The 17,016-nt window shown below is 60.3% G+C and carries 11 protein-coding genes and 2 pseudogenes; 4 read left to right on the top strand and 9 right to left on the bottom strand.

Going from position 1 to position 17,016, the window contains the following annotated elements:
• The first annotated feature begins 46 nt into the window (after window positions 1-46).
• Entirely contained in the window at window positions 47-946 is a 900-nt protein-coding gene (locus AC3IX4_RS25530; RefSeq protein WP_489258097.1) for a LysR substrate-binding domain-containing protein, read from the top strand.
• A 347-nt stretch (window positions 947-1,293) separates the two neighbouring features.
• Window positions 1,294-2,961, top strand: a complete 1,668-nt coding sequence (gene ggt, locus AC3IX4_RS25525; protein ID WP_489258096.1) for a gamma-glutamyltransferase — start codon at window positions 1,294-1,296, stop codon at window positions 2,959-2,961.
• Window positions 2,962-3,015: 54 nt separating this feature from the next.
• Here the strand turns inward: ggt and AC3IX4_RS25520 are convergent.
• From AC3IX4_RS25520 to pmrG, 3 genes and pseudogenes are all read right to left on the bottom strand, one after another.
• Window positions 3,016-3,612 (bottom strand): annotated as a pseudogene (locus AC3IX4_RS25520) (methyl-accepting chemotaxis protein); the annotation flags it as partial.
• A gap of 525 nt (window positions 3,613-4,137) precedes the next feature.
• Window positions 4,138-4,935: pseudogene (locus AC3IX4_RS25515) on the bottom strand (methyl-accepting chemotaxis protein); the annotation flags it as partial.
• A gap of 183 nt (window positions 4,936-5,118) precedes the next feature.
• On the bottom strand, window positions 5,119-5,724 hold the full coding sequence (pmrG, locus tag AC3IX4_RS25510; RefSeq protein WP_489258095.1) for a lipopolysaccharide core heptose(II)-phosphate phosphatase PmrG: 606 nt from the start codon (window positions 5,722-5,724) through the stop codon (window positions 5,119-5,121).
• Between the two features lie 249 nt (window positions 5,725-5,973).
• Between pmrG and AC3IX4_RS25505 the strand changes: the two genes are divergently transcribed.
• Window positions 5,974-7,404 carry an amino acid permease gene (locus AC3IX4_RS25505; protein ID WP_489258094.1) on the top strand — a complete coding sequence of 477 codons (1,431 nt, stop codon included), beginning with the start codon at window positions 5,974-5,976 and terminating at the stop codon, window positions 7,402-7,404.
• A gap of 443 nt (window positions 7,405-7,847) precedes the next feature.
• Here AC3IX4_RS25505 and AC3IX4_RS25500 read toward each other — a convergent pair whose 3' ends face one another.
• The 3 genes from AC3IX4_RS25500 to AC3IX4_RS25490 all read right to left on the bottom strand — a co-directional run bounded on the left by AC3IX4_RS25500 (window position 7,848) and on the right by AC3IX4_RS25490 (window position 11,938).
• The gene (locus tag AC3IX4_RS25500; protein WP_489261367.1) at window positions 7,848-8,951 is read right to left on the bottom strand and encodes an IS110 family RNA-guided transposase; all 1,104 of its coding nucleotides are present in this window, start codon (window positions 8,949-8,951) and stop codon (window positions 7,848-7,850) included.
• A 260-nt stretch (window positions 8,952-9,211) separates the two neighbouring features.
• Entirely contained in the window at window positions 9,212-10,936 is a 1,725-nt protein-coding gene (locus AC3IX4_RS25495) for a cobaltochelatase CobT-related protein (RefSeq protein WP_489258093.1), read from the bottom strand.
• 21 nt (window positions 10,937-10,957) lie between these two features.
• Complete coding sequence (locus AC3IX4_RS25490; RefSeq protein ID WP_489258092.1) at window positions 10,958-11,938, bottom strand: AAA family ATPase; 981 nt, start codon at window positions 11,936-11,938, stop codon at window positions 10,958-10,960.
• Window positions 11,939-12,154: 216 nt separating this feature from the next.
• Here AC3IX4_RS25490 and AC3IX4_RS25485 point away from each other — a divergent pair, with 216 nt between their 5' ends.
• Window positions 12,155-12,400, top strand: coding sequence for a hypothetical protein (locus AC3IX4_RS25485; RefSeq protein WP_489258091.1), 246 nt, complete (start codon window positions 12,155-12,157; stop codon window positions 12,398-12,400).
• A gap of 80 nt (window positions 12,401-12,480) precedes the next feature.
• On the opposite strand, the gene AC3IX4_RS25480 is transcribed toward AC3IX4_RS25485, so the two are convergent.
• The 3 genes from AC3IX4_RS25480 to AC3IX4_RS25470 all read right to left on the bottom strand — a co-directional run bounded on the left by AC3IX4_RS25480 (window position 12,481) and on the right by AC3IX4_RS25470 (window position 16,885).
• Window positions 12,481-13,614 carry an aminotransferase class V-fold PLP-dependent enzyme gene (locus tag AC3IX4_RS25480; protein WP_489258090.1) on the bottom strand — a complete coding sequence of 378 codons (1,134 nt, stop codon included), beginning with the start codon at window positions 13,612-13,614 and terminating at the stop codon, window positions 12,481-12,483.
• A gap of 215 nt (window positions 13,615-13,829) precedes the next feature.
• Window positions 13,830-15,152 carry an MFS transporter gene (locus tag AC3IX4_RS25475; RefSeq protein WP_489258089.1) on the bottom strand — a complete coding sequence of 441 codons (1,323 nt, stop codon included), beginning with the start codon at window positions 15,150-15,152 and terminating at the stop codon, window positions 13,830-13,832.
• A gap of 68 nt (window positions 15,153-15,220) precedes the next feature.
• Entirely contained in the window at window positions 15,221-16,885 is a 1,665-nt protein-coding gene (locus tag AC3IX4_RS25470; RefSeq protein ID WP_489258088.1) for a GMC family oxidoreductase, read from the bottom strand.
• Between the last annotated feature and the right edge of the window lie 131 nt (window positions 16,886-17,016).

The following is a 17,016-nucleotide window of genomic DNA, read 5'->3' as shown; positions in this document are numbered from 1 at the left end:
CCCGGGCCGCTACTATCAACGCCTGAATCTTCAGGAATAACGTGACGTGAAAGCCAGATCCGATGAGTTGCAGGTGTTTGTCTCGGTGATCGAGTGCGGCTCCATCAGCGCCGCAGCCGAACAGATCGGCCAGACACCTTCGGCCATCAGTCGGACCTTGTCGCGCCTTGAAGCCAAGCTCGACACCACGCTGATCAATCGCACCACCCGGCGCATGGATCTGACCGAGGAAGGCAAGTTTTTCCTCGAGCGGGCCAAGCAGATCCTGGAGCAGATGGAGGAGTTGGAGGAGCGCCTGTCGTTGCGCCACCAGACGCCTTCGGGGCGCCTTCGCATCAATGCGGCGTCGCCGTTCATGCTGCACGCCATCGTGCCTTACGTGGATGAGTTTCGCCGGTTGTATCCGGACATTCTGTTGGAGCTCAACACCAACGATCTGATCATCGACCTGTTGGAGCAGAGCACTGACGTCGCCATCAGGATCGGCCCGCTGACCGACTCGACTCTGCATGCCCGCTCGCTGGGCTGCAGCCCGCTCAATATTCTTGCCAGCCCCGATTACCTGGCCCGCCATGGCACGCCCCGCACAGTGCATGAATTGTCCGGGCATGTGTTGCTGGGGTTCACCCAAACCGAAAGCCTCAACCACTGGCCACTTCGCCACGCCGAAGGCGATCGCTGGCACATCAAACCGCAGTTGTCGGCCTCCAGTGGCGAAACCCTTCGTCAATTGGCCATCGAAGGCCAGGGCATCGTGTGCCTGTCGGACTTCATGACCGCCCATGACATCCAGGCTGGCCGACTGCGGCGGGTATTGGTCGAGGCCAATAGCGGTTATCGCCAGCCGATCAACGCGGTGTATTACCGCAACTCGCAACTGGCCCTGCGGATTCAATGCTTCCTGGATTTCATCCAGCAGAAACTGGCGGCCTACGCCTCATGCTGATGCAAAACTCCACATTCGCGCTTTGGAATGACTGTAGGAGCCAGCCTTGGCTGCGATGAACGCTCCGCGGTATGCCTGATGCACCGCGGAGCGTTCATCGCAGCCAAGCAGGCTGTGTGAAAACTCCGACAAAAGTCGACCCACTCAAAAAACGACCTCCTGTAATCGCGTACACGCGACGATCGACTAGTCGGGAGGGGGTCAAGTACCCCCTAAATCAACCAAATTTTGAGTTTTCACACAGCCTGCAAGGCTGGCTCCTACCGGATTTTTTCTGCTGATATTTGAAAACTCTTCCTTCGTGGGCCTTACTCACTGTTCAACGAAAACAACAGTAAGGAAGTCCCATGCACGTGGTGTTGTTCCGTTCCCTGGCACTGAGTGCCGCGATCCTCGCCAGTTCTTCTGCCTTGGCTGTGACCCTTGAGGGCGGTGCCGTGGCGGCGCCCGATCAATATGGCGCACAGGTGGCCGAGCAAATCCTGAAAAAAGGCGGTAACGCCGTGGATGCTGCGGTTGCGACCGCCTTCACCTTGGCCGTGACCTATCCTGAGGCCGGCAATATCGGCGGCGGCGGTTTCATGACCGTGTTCATGGACGGCAAACCGTACTTCATTGACTATCGCGAAACCGCGCCCAAGGCGGCCACGCGCACTATGTACCTGGACGAAAAAGGCGAGGTCATCGAAAACTTGAGCCTGGTCGGCGCCCGGGCTGCCGGTGTGCCGGGTACGGTGATGGGGCTGTGGGAAGCCCACAAGAAATTCGGCAAGCTGCCATGGGCCGAGCTGCTGACGCCTGCCGTGGGCTATGCCAAGAACGGCTTCAAGGTGGCCGAGAAGCAATTCCAGTACCGCCAGGATGCGCAAAAGCTGTTCAGCGACAAGACCAACTTCAACGACTATTTCGGCAGCATGAAGGTCGGCGAGACCTTGCGTCAGCCAGAGCTGGCCCAGACCTTGGAACGGATTGCCGACCAAGGGGCGAAAGAGTTCTACGAGGGCAAGACCGCCGACCTTTTGGTCAAGCAGATGGAGCAGGACAAGGGCTTGATCTCCAAGCAGGATCTGCTCGATTACAAAGTGGTCTGGCGTGAGCCGATGCGCATCGACTGGCGCGGCAATTCGCTGTACTCCGCGCCGCTGCCAAGCTCGGGCGGCATTGCCTTGGCTCAACTGCTGGGTATCAAGGAGCAACGCGCCGCCGATTTCAAAGGGGTAGAACTGAACTCGGCGCGCTACATCCATTTGCTGGCGGAAATCGAGAAACGGGTGTTTGCCGATCGGGCCGACTATCTGGGTGACCCGGCGTTCTCCAAGGTGCCAGTGGCCGAACTGACCGCCCAGGATTACATCGTCAAGCGTGCCAAGGAGATCAACCCGACGGCGATTTCACCGACCGAGAATGTCCGGCCTGGGCTGGAACCGCATCAAACCACGCATTTCTCCATTGTCGATTCCCAGGGTAACGCGGTCAGCAACACCTACACCCTCAATTGGGACTACGGCAGTGGCGTGGTGGTCAAGGGCGCAGGCTTTCTGCTGAACGACGAAATGGATGACTTCAGTGCCAAGCCGGGTGTGGCCAACGCCTTTGGTGTGGTGGGTGGCGACGCCAATGCCATCGCACCGGGCAAGCGCATGCTGTCGTCCATGAGCCCAAGCCTGGTGACCCGCGATGGACAAGTGACCTTGGTGTTGGGTACACCGGGCGGCTCGCGGATATTCACCTCGATCTTCCAGGTGCTGAACAACGTCTATGACTACAACCTGCCGCTGGAAAAAGCCGTGGCTGCGCAGCGCGTGCATCACCAGTTGCTGCCCAAGGACACGATCTACTACGACGCCTATGCGCCGCTGACCGGCAAGGTGGCTGACGAGCTCAAGGCCATGGGCTACACCCTGGAAGACCAGGGCTGGGAGATGGGCGATATCCAGGCCATCCGGGTGAACGGGACATCGCTTGAAACGGCGTCAGATCCACGTGGGCGCGGGGTGGGGAAAGTCGTGAAATAAGGGGAGCCCAGGGTATTGCACTCTGGGCCCTCCCTCATTTGTTTGCAGGCCGCTTCAAATCTTGAAATGGCTGACCATCATCTGCAACTGATTACCCAGCCGCGCCAGCTCCACGCTGGACGCGGCTGTTTCGTCACTGGCCGCCGCGGTCTGTTCGGACACATCGCGAACATTCAGGATGCTGCGGCTGATCTGCTCGGCCACGGCGCTCTGCTGTTCGGCAGCCGCGGCGATTTGCTGGTTCATCGACTGGATGTTCGACACCGTGCGCGTGATGTTCTCCAGTGAGCCTCCGGCCTGACGTGTCAGTTCAACGCTGCTGTCAGTCAGGCTTTGGCTGTTGAGCATCACGTTGGCAACCTGTTGGGTGCCCGCTTGCAGACCGGCCACCAAACCTTCGATCTCTTCGGTGGATTTTTGGGTGCGCAGGGCCAGGCCGCGCACTTCGTCGGCCACCACCGCAAAACCGCGTCCCGCTTCACCGGCGCGGGCGGCTTCGATGGCTGCATTGAGTGCCAGCAAATTGGTTTGCTCGGCCACCGACTTGATCACGTCCATGACGCTGCCGATCTTGTCGCTTTCCTTCTGCAAGTGGTTCATGGCGTCGGAGGAGCGGCGCACTTCTTCGGCCAATCGCTCGATCTGGCCAATCGCCTGGGCGACCACCTTGTCGCCATCGCGGGCCTGAGTGTCGGCATCGGTGGCCGCCCGGGAGGCCTGCTCGGCATTGCGCGCCACCTCTTGCACGGTGGCGGCCATTTCGTGCATCGCCGTGGCGACCTGATCGGTTTCGACTTTCTGGCTGTTGACGCCGACGCTGGTTTGTTCGGTGACCGCCGACAGTTCTTCGGCTGCGCTGGCGATCTGGGTCACGCCATCGCGAATGCCGCCGATCAGATCGCGCAAGGTTGCGCCCATGCGCTGGATGCCTTGCTGCAGAACACCCAGCTCGTCGCGGCGCGTGACGCGGATATCCCGAGACAGATCGCCCGCGGCAATGCGCTCGACCTCTTGCAGCGTGTCACGCAGGGGGCCTGTGATCTGCCGGGTGATCAGCCAGGCTGACAGGACACCAAAAAGTAGCGCCAGCAGGGTGCTGACGACCTGCAGCGTGCGGGCCTGCGCGCTTTCATTATCGCGGCGGGTCAGTTGGATCTGGTACAGCTCGTCGCTGCGCTTGACGATCTCGACATTCTCTTGAGTCATCTCCTGGCGCGCCAGCACGGCTTGGCTGTTGGCCTGGGTGAAGGTGCGCACGGCTTGGCTATAGTTGAGCAGGGCCGCTTCGAAGCGTTCGATGCGCGCTTGCTCGCCGGGCACTTGATGGTTCAGGGCGCGAGTGACGTTGAGCGCTGTATCGAGTTGGCGCAGGGCCACCTGTTCGCTCTGGTTGCTGACATTAGTGACATAGCCACGTACCTCAAAGCGCAGCAGAATCAGTTGTTCCTTGGCGTGGGTAATGGCTTGGAACTGCTCAAAACGGCGAGGGTCGCTTTCCGGCAAGGCCTGCACAGCCTGATTGATCTGTTCGATCAACGCGAAGGCGGTGGCGGCGTGGCGTCCCATCTCCAGCCGTGCGGCTGCGGCCGTCTTGTAGGCGCTGCGCATCTTGTCCAGCGAACGCTGGTATTGCGCGATCAACTCGCCTTCCTCTTTGAGCAGCTTGAGGTTTTCCGGGCTTTTGAAACTCCCCATCAAGCGCTGCTGTTGCTGACTGAACGCGTCCAGTTGATCCTGGACCTTGGCGCCAGCAGTGTCGTCGCCATCGGCCAGCATATATTGCAGGCGGCTGATACGCAGGTTGCTCAAGGCCGAATTGAGCTGGGTGATGTCGGTCATCCAGTTGCTGCGGTCGATCAGGCTGCCCAGGCTGGTCCAGCCGGTGATAGCCAGCAGCAGTGTGAGCAGCAGGACCAGGCCGAAGCCCAGGCCAAGTTTTAAATTAACGCTGATATTGCCAAACCAGGCGTTCATACAATCCCTCCAGGAACCTTGAGTGTCTTGATTGATGCGCTGGTGACAGTTGTTGTTCTTGGAGGCCAGCGGTGCTTCAGACTGGCTGTATCGGCGGCGGGGGCGAGAGCTGAAACGCTTTTTGAGCAAAATATGCAATGACGGAGGTCAGGGTGCATCTGCGCGGGCTGCAAAACGATGGGGCTATATTTCCCGGCCCCAATCACGTGCCTTCAAATACCCCAGGAACTGCGTTTGGCCGCTCGGTTCGTTATAGCGAACCATGAGCGATGACCCATAATCAGGTCCGCCATGAACGTACAGGTTCAGCGATTCGAGCACCTGGTTCATACAACCATTGTGGGTAACGACGACCAAGTTCCGGCCTTTTTGTTTATGGGCCAGCACCTCCTGGATGGACATCGCATCACATTCTGCCAGCCATTGCTGATTGGTCGCTTGCCCGCCAAACAGGAAGTGAGCCGTTTGTGATGTTCGCGTCATGGGGCTGTTGTAAATATCGGTTTTTTCAAGGCCAAGATCTTCGAAAAACACGCCCACTCGGTTCGACATTTCCTTGCCGGGTATCGTGATGCCATCTGCTGGCCCCAGGCAGGTAGCTTCGGATCGGTCACAGCGTTCCGCGTGGCGGATTAGAACAACGGCCTCACCTGACTGCCAAGCGGCTGTGAGTGCCTCTTGAGCCTCGGGTGCGCTTTTTATCATGCGCGGGATAACACCGATGCCCATCAACAGTGCAACGGACAATGCGATGGCGAGTACTGCAATGATAAATCGAAGGTTTTTCATGGCGCCCACGGTAGCGGGCTGAACGTCAACAGCCGGTGAAAAGGGCGTTAAAAAATAATGTGAAGGGATGTGCGCAAGGCGTAGCCGATTTGGCTCCAGCCATGCGCCGCAATTGGTTCTAAACAGTTCTGCACTCCAGCAAGACAATCCCCAGACAGTCAGATTCGCTCCCCGACCATAAAGGATCGATGACCGACTGCCTCTGTACTGCCTTTTCAACAAAAAAAATAACGAAATGGGGTGAGCAGCATGTCCGTACCTCAACAAACCCGATCAGGGCAATCCCAAGGCGGCCTGCAAACAGGGCTTAAGCCACGTCACATGACCATGATCGCCCTGGGTGGTGTCATCGGTGCCGGGTTGTTCGTCGGCAGCGGCGTGGTCATTCAGTCGGCGGGGCCCGCCGCCCTGTTGTCCTTTCTGGTCACCGGCGCACTGGTCATCCTGATCATGCGCATGCTCGGCGAAATGGCCTGCGCCCTGCCGACAGTCGGATCCTTCTACGAATATGCCCGCATGGCCTGGGCCGATCATCCGCAAACCAGCAATCTGGCAGGCTTTCTCACCGGCTGGATGTATTGGTACTTTTGGGTGATCGTCGTCGCCGTGGAGGCCGTGGCCGGCGCTTCGCTGATTCAGTTCTGGTTGCCGGACGTACCGGCCTGGGCCATCAGTCTGACGCTGATGATCATTCTGACCTTCACCAACTTGGGCTCGGTTGCTTCCTTCGGTGAGTTCGAGTTCTGGTTCTCCTCGATCAAGGTTGCGGCGATTCTGGTTTTCCTGCTTCTGGGCGGGTTGTATCTGCTCGGCATGTGGCCGACCGAAACACAGCACGGGCTGGGTACGATGCTCAGCCACGGCGGTTTCATGCCCAACGGCATCGGGCCAGTGCTGACGGGTGCGGTGGCTGCAACCGGATTCTATTTCGGCGCGGAGATCGTCACCGTGGCGGCCGCAGAATCTAAAGATCCTGAGCGCTCGATTGCGCGGGCAACCAACTCGGTGATCACTCGCGTCCTGTTCTTCTATGTCGGCTCGATCCTGCTGGTGGTCACCCTGGTCCCTTGGGACTCGCCCGCCATGCTCACGCCTTACTCCAGTGCTTTGGCAGCCATGGGCTTTGACTGGGCCGCCCATGTGATGAACGCCATCGTGCTGACCGCAGTGCTGTCTTGCCTCAATTCGGGCATTTATGCGTCTTCGCGCATGCTGTTCGCACTGACCAGACGCGGCGATGCACCCCGCAGCCTGGCCAAGGTGTCCTCCAATGGCGTACCGCGCCGTGCGATCCTGTTCGGTACGGTGTTTGGCTATCTATCGGTGGTGATGTCGTACCTATCGCCAGAGACCATCTTCGCCTTTCTGGTCAACTCATATGGCACCGTGGCGATCTTCGTCTATGTGCTGATCGCGCTGTCCCAGCTGCGCTTGCGTGCGAAGTTGGAACGCGAGTCGCCGGAGAAACTCAAGGTGCGGATGTGGTGCTATCCCTACCTGACCTACGTCGCCATCATTGGCATGCTCGGCATCGTCACCGGCATGGCCTTCATACCAGAGCAACGCATGCCGCTGGCACTGGGCGTCGCTAGCTTGGCGATTCTGCTCTTGGCGTTCATCAGTCGCACTATCTGGCGGCGGATCAAGGGCCTGCCGGAAGTGGCAACGGTCAGCAGTTAGCCGTTGCGGCCGGTTTCATCGGTCTTCACGTAGGCAGGAATGAAGGGTTGGGTGATTCGCGGTGCTCTGGCACGACGAATCACCCAACCCTTTGTCGTTCATGCAGTAGGAGCCGGGCTCGCCCGCGATGAAGACGACACGGTCTTTCCTGACACACGGCGGTGTCTTTATCGCAGGCAAGCCTTGCTCCTATGTATGGACTCGCCCCCACTATCAACCCGCTTTTGAACACTGCTACCCGGCTGCATCTATGTATAAGGCCTACTCGAGGAAGCCTGATCGGCTTCTGGCCAACATTCAATAAGCTCGCGGTATGCCAATTACGTTAAGGCCTCAAGGGCCAGTAGGAGCACAGGCATCAATCCGCGACGGTCTGACCTGGGGTCAATGTTCTTTAGCAAGGGTTGGAGCGCTTTAACGCCCCGGTGGCAGAACTCTGTGGATCAGTGACTCATCGTCGCCTCCTGGACATTGCCCATGTGGCGACGATAGGTCTGCTCGGTTTTCAGTAATACCCAGACGATGCGTAGGGTACGGTTGGCCAATCGGACGGCCGTTTCCTTGCGACCCAAGCGACACAGCCAGCGCAGCAAGCGCCGGTCATCGGGTTGTTCCGAATCAGGCCGCACCTGTCTCAAGACCGCATGCGCGCCCTGGATCGCCAGGCTGCGTAGGTAGGCGTCGCCCTGCTTGCTCATCTTGCCCAGCCGGATTTTCTGTCCGCTGCTGTGCTGAGTGGGCACCAAACCAAAGTAGGCGGCAAACTGGCGTGCGTTGGCGAAGCGCTCAGGCTCGACCTGCTTGGCCAGCAGCGCGGTGGCGATGATCGGACCGATGCCACGCACCGTCATCAACCTTTTCGCCGTCTCATCCTGCTGTGCGGCCGTTTCCAGTCGGCCGGTCAACACGCTGACGCGCTCGCCCAACTGGCTCCATTCGCCGAGCAGCTCAGCAATCAGCTCGCGCAGCAGATCCGGCAGCGGCTGGGTGGCATCCTTGAGTATCCGCGGCACCACCCGGCTGATCGCCGCCTCACCTTGCGCCAAGGCCACGCCATGCTCGAGCAGCAAGCCACGCATCTGATTACCCATGGCCGTGCGCCGCCGCACATAGCCCTGGCGGGCGCGATGCAGTGCCTGCATGGCCAGCGCCGCGGCACTTTTGACCGGCACTGAGACAATCCGACTATCTCGACCCGCCCGCAAGATCGCATGTGCATCGTTGCGATCATTCTTCGGCCCGCTGCGATGATCGGCCACATGCTGCGCAGGCAGGATCCGCACCGGGTTGCCTTGGGCCTGCAGCAACCGCGCCCATGCCTGAGCGCCTGGGCCTGTTTCCATCAGCACCATGACGCTCATGGGCAGTTGGCGAAGAAACGCCTGGAAGGCTTCGCGCGATTTGATTCGGTCCTCGTACACCACTTGGCCCAGGGCGTTTTCCCCGGCCACCTGGAAGACCCTCTTGGCAAGATCTACCGAGACGGTCGAACAGGTTGCTAGGTCGGCTGAAGACAAAGAGTGATTGTTGGTCGTATGCTTTTTCATGGGCTCGCCCTCGCTGTCGTTGGCTTCTTTATAGATGCCACCGTGGCGCATAGACGCCTCGGTTGGGGCGAGTCCATGTAATTACACCTTCCGCGCGCATACGGCGGGGGTGTAGGAGCCGGGTTTACCCGCGATGAAGACGACACGGTCTTTCCTGATACACGGCGGTGCCTTTATCGCAGGCAAGTCGGAGCGCCGAACCGCAGGCTCCTACACCTTACGCGCGAGTACGGTGGGGTATAGGAGCCGGGTTTTGGGGATCAGTGGCGGGTGGTGAGCAGGCGCAGGACTTCGTCGAATACGGCATTGTCCAAGCTGCGCGACAGGTCAAGCTCCAGGCTGTGGCGATAATAGGGGCTCAGGTCCAGACCGACGCCGAGGGCGTACAACTCGATGTTGCCCTCCCGCTCGATCTGCTGCGTCACTTGTTTGAGGTGCAGGTCGAGGATGTCCTGCTGGTTGGTCTGGTGGGTGGCGCTGTCCATCGGGCAGCCGTCGGAGATGACGATCAGGATGCGCCGTCGTGCGTCGCGCTGCAGCATCCGCTGACGCGCCCAGAGGAGCGCCTCACCGTCGATGCCTTCGCGAAACAGGTCGGACTTGAGCATCGCGGCAATGTTCGGCCGGGCGCGGCGCCAGGACGTTTCGGCATCCTTGTAGACCAGATGGCTAAGCTCGTTGAGCCTTCCAGGATTAGCGGGCTTGCCCAGGCCGCGCCAGCGCTTCAAAGGGCGCCCGCCGTTCCATTGGCCGGTCGTGAAACCGAGGATTTCACTGCGTGCACCGGCCAGTTCCAGGGCACGACTGAAAGCGTCAGCCAACAAGGCGACGCTCTCGATGTGGTTGCGCATGGAGCCGGAGTTGTCGATCAATAGAGTGACCAGGCAATCACTGTGCGGGCGCTCGCGCTCGTGGCGAAAAATCTCGCGTTGTTCGGGGCTGATGATCAGGCGACTGAGGCGACCGGCGTCAATTTGCCCGTCAGTTTGGGCAAAGGCCCAGCCATCTCGACGAGGCGCTGCCAACAGGGCGCCCAAACGCTTGGCCAGGCGTGGCAGATTGAGGCCCTGACCGGCCAGGCGACGGTCCAGGCGCTGGCGCAGTTCACGCAACGTTTCGGGCCGCACCAGGCTGCCGGCGTTGCGCTCACTGTCGTAGTCGCGGCTGAACACCTGATAAGTAAAGGCATTGTGACTGCCTCGCGAATTACCTTGGCCAGCGCCGCTGCTGTTGCCTTCACCCTCGCCATCCTGGCTTGGGTCCAGTAAGAGGGCGAAGGCCAGGTGCATCTTTACAGTCACTTCCGATGTGCCTTCATCGTCATCGGGCAATTCGGCATTCAGTTGCTCGATCAATTCCTGTGCCTTGGCGGCAATCAGCAGGGCATGCCCGGCAAATGCCTCTTGGTCATGGCGACAGCGTCGCAACAGGCCGAAGGACGCGCCGAAATGGCCGAGCAGGCTCAGCCGTGGCGCTTCAATGAGCATCTCGGTCTGTTCGCCTGCGCGCCCCCCGCACAGCAAAATCCAGCTCATCTGCGCCAGGGTGAAGAGCAGCAGGCCGAGGTGTCCCTCGGTGTGTCCGGCGTCGAGAAACTGCTGGCTCCATTGCTCGAAGCGCTGCAACAGGTTGCGCCGCACGCCGGGGTGAGCGTCGGACACCAGCGACTCGACGCGCAGTTGCTCGAGCAATTCGAACACCAGGCGTGCGATGGGCTGCGTCGGGAGGGCTTGGCTGACCAGCGCCTGATCGCTGTGTTTCAAGCGCAGCGCCAGGCTATCTGCCACCCCGCGCCAGGCTTGGCTCTCATCGTGCTCGGGGTCCGGGTGCAGGTGCGGCGCGCGCACCGGGAAATACCGCTCCTGCACTTCCAGGCGGCCCCCGCGGTAGCGCACGCGCCGTTCACCGGACAGCGCCCGCAGTGTCGCGGCGCAAAGTTCCTCAAGTTGTTGCTGGCGTTTCTCGCGGCGTGGCGGCGGGTTCATGGTGGTCTTCCTGTGCGAGGGTCAAGCCAGAGCCAGCAGCGGGAACGCCGACTCGGCCAGCTCCTGGTCGAAACAGCGTTGGTAGTATTCGGCGACGATAGGCCGCTCTGCTTCGTCGCACTTGTTGAGAAACGACAAGCGGAAGGCCAGCGCCGGGTCGCTGAAAATCTCCATGTTTTCTGCCCAGGAAATCACACAGCGCGGCGACATCAGTGTCGACAGATCGCCGCTGGCGAAGCCTTGGCGAGTCAGGTCGGCCACCGCCACCATTTGCGTCAGCAAGCGCTCGCCATGTCGGGCATGCAGACGCGGCACCCGCGAGGCGACGATCGCGACTTCTTCGGCTTGAGGCAGGTAATTCAGCGTGGCGACGATGTTCCAGCGATCCAACTGTGCTTGGTTGAGCACCTGGGTGCCGTTGTACAGCCCGTTCAGGTTGCCCAGGCCCACGGTGTTGGCTGTGGCGAACAGACGGAACGAGGGGTGCGGATGGATCACTTGGTTCTGGTCGAGCAGGTTGAGCTTGCCGTCACGTTCGAGGATGCGCTGGATCACGAACATGACATCTGGGCGGCCGGCATCGTATTCGTCGAAGATCAGCGCCATGGGGCGGCGCAGTGCCCAGGGCAGAATGCCTTCCTGGAATTCGGTGACCTGTTTACCCTCGCGCAGGACGATGCCGTCTTTGCCGATCAGGTCCAGGCGGCTGATATGACCGTCCAGGTTGACGCGTGTGCAAGGCCAGTTGAGCTTTGCGGCGACTTGTTCGATATGGGTCGACTTGCCGCTGCCGTGAAGGCCTTGCAGCATCACCCGGCGGTTGCAGGTAAAGCCTGCGAGAATTGCCAGGGTGACTTCCGGGTTGAAGCGATAGGCTGGATCAACCTCCGGTACTTGCTCGCTGGGGGTGAGGAGCACCGGCACGCGCATGTTGGAGTCGATACCGAACAATTCCCGCGCAGAGACAAGGCGGCTGGCAGGTTCGATGTTCAGGTCGGTCATGAGGGTCGCCTTACGGTCGGGAATAGAAGTCTTGATTCTAGGGACGCGACTGGCCCCTTGGAGGTGCCAGTTACCGGCACTCGATGGGCCAGTGGGCGGCTGGCGCCATGCCCAGGCTCAAACTGGCTCTATGGCCTAAGGCGGTGGCGGCTAAGGATGACCTCAGTCGTTACACGCATGGCGATTGCCGCCAAACAACCTTGAGAGGTCAATCAGATGTCCACCGATACGCTGACGATCAAGCTGGACCCAGAGCTGCTCGCACTCTTTCGCCGCTACGAGGCGCATACGCAGGTCGCCCCGGAATATTACATCGACGAGTTGCTGGCCAAGACCCGGCCGACCCTGCAGGCCGTCGTCGAGGCATTGGACGAAGCGGCGGGTGACCCCGAGGTGATGGCTCAACTGTTTGGCCGCAAAATGGCCAGCCTGATGCCCCAGGCCGAACAGGTCAGTGCCTGAGGTTCACTCAGTTCAATTTTCCAAGGCACTGGGCTCGCGGGGAGTTTGATCTTCCGCGAGCCTTAGCGAAGGTGGGTGGCTTAGTCGCCAATGACCTCAATCAGCGCCTGTTCGAGCGTGCTGACCGTGCGCTCGATATTGTGCAGCTTGTCGAGCCCGAACAGACCGATGCGAAAGGTCTGGAAGTCGGCCGGCTCGTCGCATTGCAACGGCACGCCGGCGGCGATCTGCAGGCCGTGCGCGGCAAATTTGCTGCCGTTCTTGACCTCGGCATCGTCGGTATAGCTGACCACCACGCCGGGCGCCTCAAAGCCGGCTGCGGCCACACTCTTGAAACCCTTGCCTGTTAACAGCGCGCGCACCCGGTCGCCGAGTGCTTGCTGTTCGCCGCGGACTTTGTCGAAGCCGTAGTCCTGGGTCTCTTTCATCACATCGCGAAAACGCGCCAGGGCATCGCTTGGCATGGTCGCGTGGTAAGCATGCCCGCCCTGTTCGTAGGCCTGCATGATCTGCAGCCATTTCTTCAGGTCGCAGGCGAAGCTGCTGCTCTGGGTGTGCTCGATGCGCTTGAGGGCCAGGGGGCTGAACATCACCAAGGCGCAGCAAGGGGACGCGCTCCAGCCTTTTTGCGGGGCACTGATCAGCAGGTCGACAGCGCACTTTTGCATATCGACCCACAGCGCGCCCGAGGCGATGCAGTCCAGCACGAACAGGCCACCCACCGCATGCACGGCGTCGCCGACGGCGCGTAGATAGTCATCGGGCAGGATCATCCCCGATGAGGTTTCGACGTGGGGGGCGAAGACAATCTGCGGCTTCTGCGCCGCAATGGCTGCCAGCACTTCGTCCAAGGGTGGTGGGGCGAAGGCGGCTTGGCGGCCGGCTTCAACCGGTCGGGCTTTCAGTACAGTGGTCGCCGCCGGGATGTTGCCCATCTCAAGGATCTGGCTCCAGCGATAACTGAACCAGCCGTTGCGTATCACCAGGCACTGTTGGCCGCCGGCAAATTGGCGCGCCACCGCTTCCATGCCGAAGGTGCCGCTGCCGGGGACCACCGCAACGGCCTGCGCGTTGTAGACCTTTTTCAGGGTGCTGGAAATGTCGTTCATCACCCCTTGGAACGACTTCGACATATGGTTGAGCGAGCGGTCGGTGTAGACCACCGAGTACTCGACCAGCCCTTCGGGATCGATACTGGGATATAGCTTTGACATGTAGGACTCCTGTGGCAGAAATACTAATGTGATCGACCCTGCCCTAAGCCTCGGTAAATGACAAGGTCCGTTGTAGCCGCTGCCGAAGGCTGCGATGCGGCCCGTCAGGGGCGCTAATGCGGATTTGAAGATCCCGGCGCCCGCTTCGCGGTCGATCGCAGCCTTACGGCAGCGGCTACAGATGTTCATTTGCGTTGGGTTCAGCGGTCAGGCGGCTATGAGGACGTGACGCCTGGGGCCGTGCTGAACTCGTTGGTCATCTGTTCGCCTTTGCGCTTGCCAATCCACCAGGCGCAGTAGGCACTGACGGCACCCGCAAACAGCACGTAGAGACAGGTTGTCCAGGGCTGCCCACCACTGCTGCGCATCAACGCGGTGGCGATCACCGGGGTCAGGCCGCTGGCGAAGATGCCGGAGAACTGATAGACGAAAGAGATGCCGGTGTAGCGCACTTTAGCGTCGAAAAGCTCACAGAACATGGCCGCCTCAGGGCCGTAGATCGCCGCGTAGAAAATACCGAATGGGATCACGATGGCCATCCAGATCATGAACATGTCGCCATTGCTGGTCATCATCAGCCAGAAGGCCGGAAAGGCGCAGAGGGCAGTGATCAGAGACCCCCAGAAGTACACCCGGGTGCGGCCGATACGATCGGACAAGGCGCCGAACATCGGGATGGTGAAGCACATCACCACCGCCGCCACCATCACCCCGATCAAGGCATCGGAGCGCGGCAGGTTGAGGGTCTGGGTCAGGTAGCTCAGCGAGAATACGCCGAACACGTTGAAGAACACCCCGTCGATGTAGCGCGCGCCCATACCGGCCAGCACGTTCTTGGGGTAACGCTTCATCATGTCCACGAACGGAATGGCCGCTTCTGCGTTGTCCGCCTTGACCTTGGCAAATTCGGGGCTTTCCATCACGTTCAGACGAATCCAGGTACCGACGAACACCAGGGCTGCGCTGAGCAGAAAGGCGATGCGCCAGCCCCACTCGAGAAACTGTGCGTCCGTCAGCACAAAGGACAGCAGTGCGACTACGCCTGAGGCCAGGCACAAGCCGATCGCCAAACCGATCTGCGGCAGGCTGGCGTAGAAACCGCGCTGATGTTTGGGCGCGTACTCGAAGGCCATCAGCACGGCGCCACCCCATTCGCCCCCCAGGCCGATGCCCTGGACGACGCGCAGCAACAGAAGAAGAATGGGGGCCCAGATACCGATGCTGTCGTAGCTCGGCACCAGGCCAATGAGAAACGTGGCCACCCCCATGATCATCATGGTCATGATCAGCATGCTTTTTCGACCAATCTTGTCGCCGAAGTGGCCGAAAATCACACCGCCGATCGGTCGGCTGAGAAAGCCAACGGCGAAGGTGCCGTAGGCCAGCATGGTGGAGACCAGGGGGTCATCGCTCGGAAAGTACAGTTGGTTGAATACAATGCCGGCGACGACGCCGTAGAGGAAGAAGTCATACCATTCAATGGTTGCGCCTATAACACTTGCGATAACCACCTTGCGCACGGGGCTGGGCGTGGACATGTGAGTGTTCCTATTGTTGTCTTTATGTGGAGGGTGAGCGCGATCGGCACGCTACCTTTCATGTTCCATCAAGAGGCGACTGTGTTCAGTCCAGGCGCCGCTGCCGCCATGGCGTGCGGAGTGCGGGCGCTGGGTTGAAGGCAGTCTTCGAGGATCATCGTCGAGGCCTTTTCGGCGATCATCACCACGGGGACGTTGGTGTTGCCGGAGACCAGTGTCGGCATGATCGAGCAGTCGACCACTCGCAATCCCTGCACGCCGTGTACGCGTAGGCGCGCATCTACCACGGCGAGTGGATCGCTGCCCATCTTGCAGGTGCCGGAGGGGTGAAAGATGGTCGCCCCGTACTGACGGCAGAACTCGAGAATCTGCTCGTCGCTCTGGGCCTCGTTGCCAGGCCGGTGCTCGCGGCGAATTAACTGCTTGAGCGGGCCGGTCTCAGCCAGCTTGCGGGTGTAGCGCACCGCTGCAATCACCGTTTTGCGGTCCAGTTCGGTCGACAGGTAATTGGGCTGCATCGACGGCGGTTGCATAGGGTCGGTCGAGGTGATGCGCACATAGCCGCGGCTTTCGGGACGCAATTGGCAAACTGACATCGTGAAGCCCGAGAAGGGGTGCACACTGCCGCCGGCAGCGTCGGCGCTGAGCGTGCCGAAGTGGTACTGAATGTCCGGCGTGTCGCTTTGTTCCATCACGCGGGTGAACAGCCCGCCCTGGTTGATGCCGATGGCCAACGGCCCGCCGCGGGTCAGCAGCCATTGCAGGCCCATGCGCAATTTACGCAGGGGCGAGCGCAGGTCATCGTTGGTGGTGATCGGTTGGGTGCATTCGTAGATCATGCGAATCTGCAGATGGTCCTGCAGGTTTTCACCCACGCCAGGCAACACATGCACCGGCTCAATATTGAATTTTTTCAGCAACTGCGAAGGGCCGACGCCAGAGAGTTGCAGTAACTGCGGTGATTGCAACGCACCGGCGCTGAGAATCACTTCGCGCTTGGCTTTTACGGTCAGCGACTGACCGTTCTTGCGGTACTGGACGCCGACTGCACGGGTGCCTTCGAACAGGACTTTTTCGGCTTGGGCAAGCGCCTCGATGGTCAGGTTCGGGCGACGCTTGGCTGGGTTCAGGTAGGCCACCGCCGTGCTGCAGCGCAACCCCTTGCGGGTGGTCAGTTGGTAATAGCCGACGCCTTCCTGGTCACCGCTGTTGAAATCCTGGACGTGGGGTACACCCAGCGCTTTTGCCGCCCCGATGAAGCTTTCGGTGAGGGGATGCCGCGCCTTGATGCTGGACGCCGACAATGGCCCGTCGGTGCCGCGAGTGGGGCCAGGCCCAAGGTCGTTGCACTCGGCGCGACGAAAGTAAGGTAATACATCGTCCCAACCCCAACCGGCGTTACCGGCGCTGGCCCAGGCATCGTAATCGGCGCGCTGGCCACGGATGAAGATCAGCCCGTTGATGGAACTGCAGCCACCGAACACCTTGCCGCGCGGCCAGTAGATGCGCCGGTCATTCATGCCGGGATCTGGATCGGTGTAGAAGCCCCAGTTGTAGACCGGGTGGAACATGGTCTTGGCGTAGCCTATCGGGATATGGATCCACGGATACCGATCCGCAGGCCCCGCCTCCAGTAGGCAAACGCTGTAGCGTCCGTTCTCGCTGAGTCGATTGGCCAGCACACAACCGGCGGAACCGGCACCGACAATGACGAAGTCATAGGCTTGTGACATCCGAAATCCTCTTTTTTATAGTTGTGAACCCGAATTTCAGATACAAAGTAGAACAGCCCATTTCACTTTGATGGGGCCAGAATTGGAGTGTTTGTAAGTCCACTTTGCTAAAGCGATCACTAATTCATTAA

It is taken from the genome of Pseudomonas sp. KH_021, assembly GCF_057838865.1.
The sequence above is the reverse complement of the archived record's forward strand: the minus strand, read 5'-3'. Positions and strand labels throughout refer to the sequence as shown.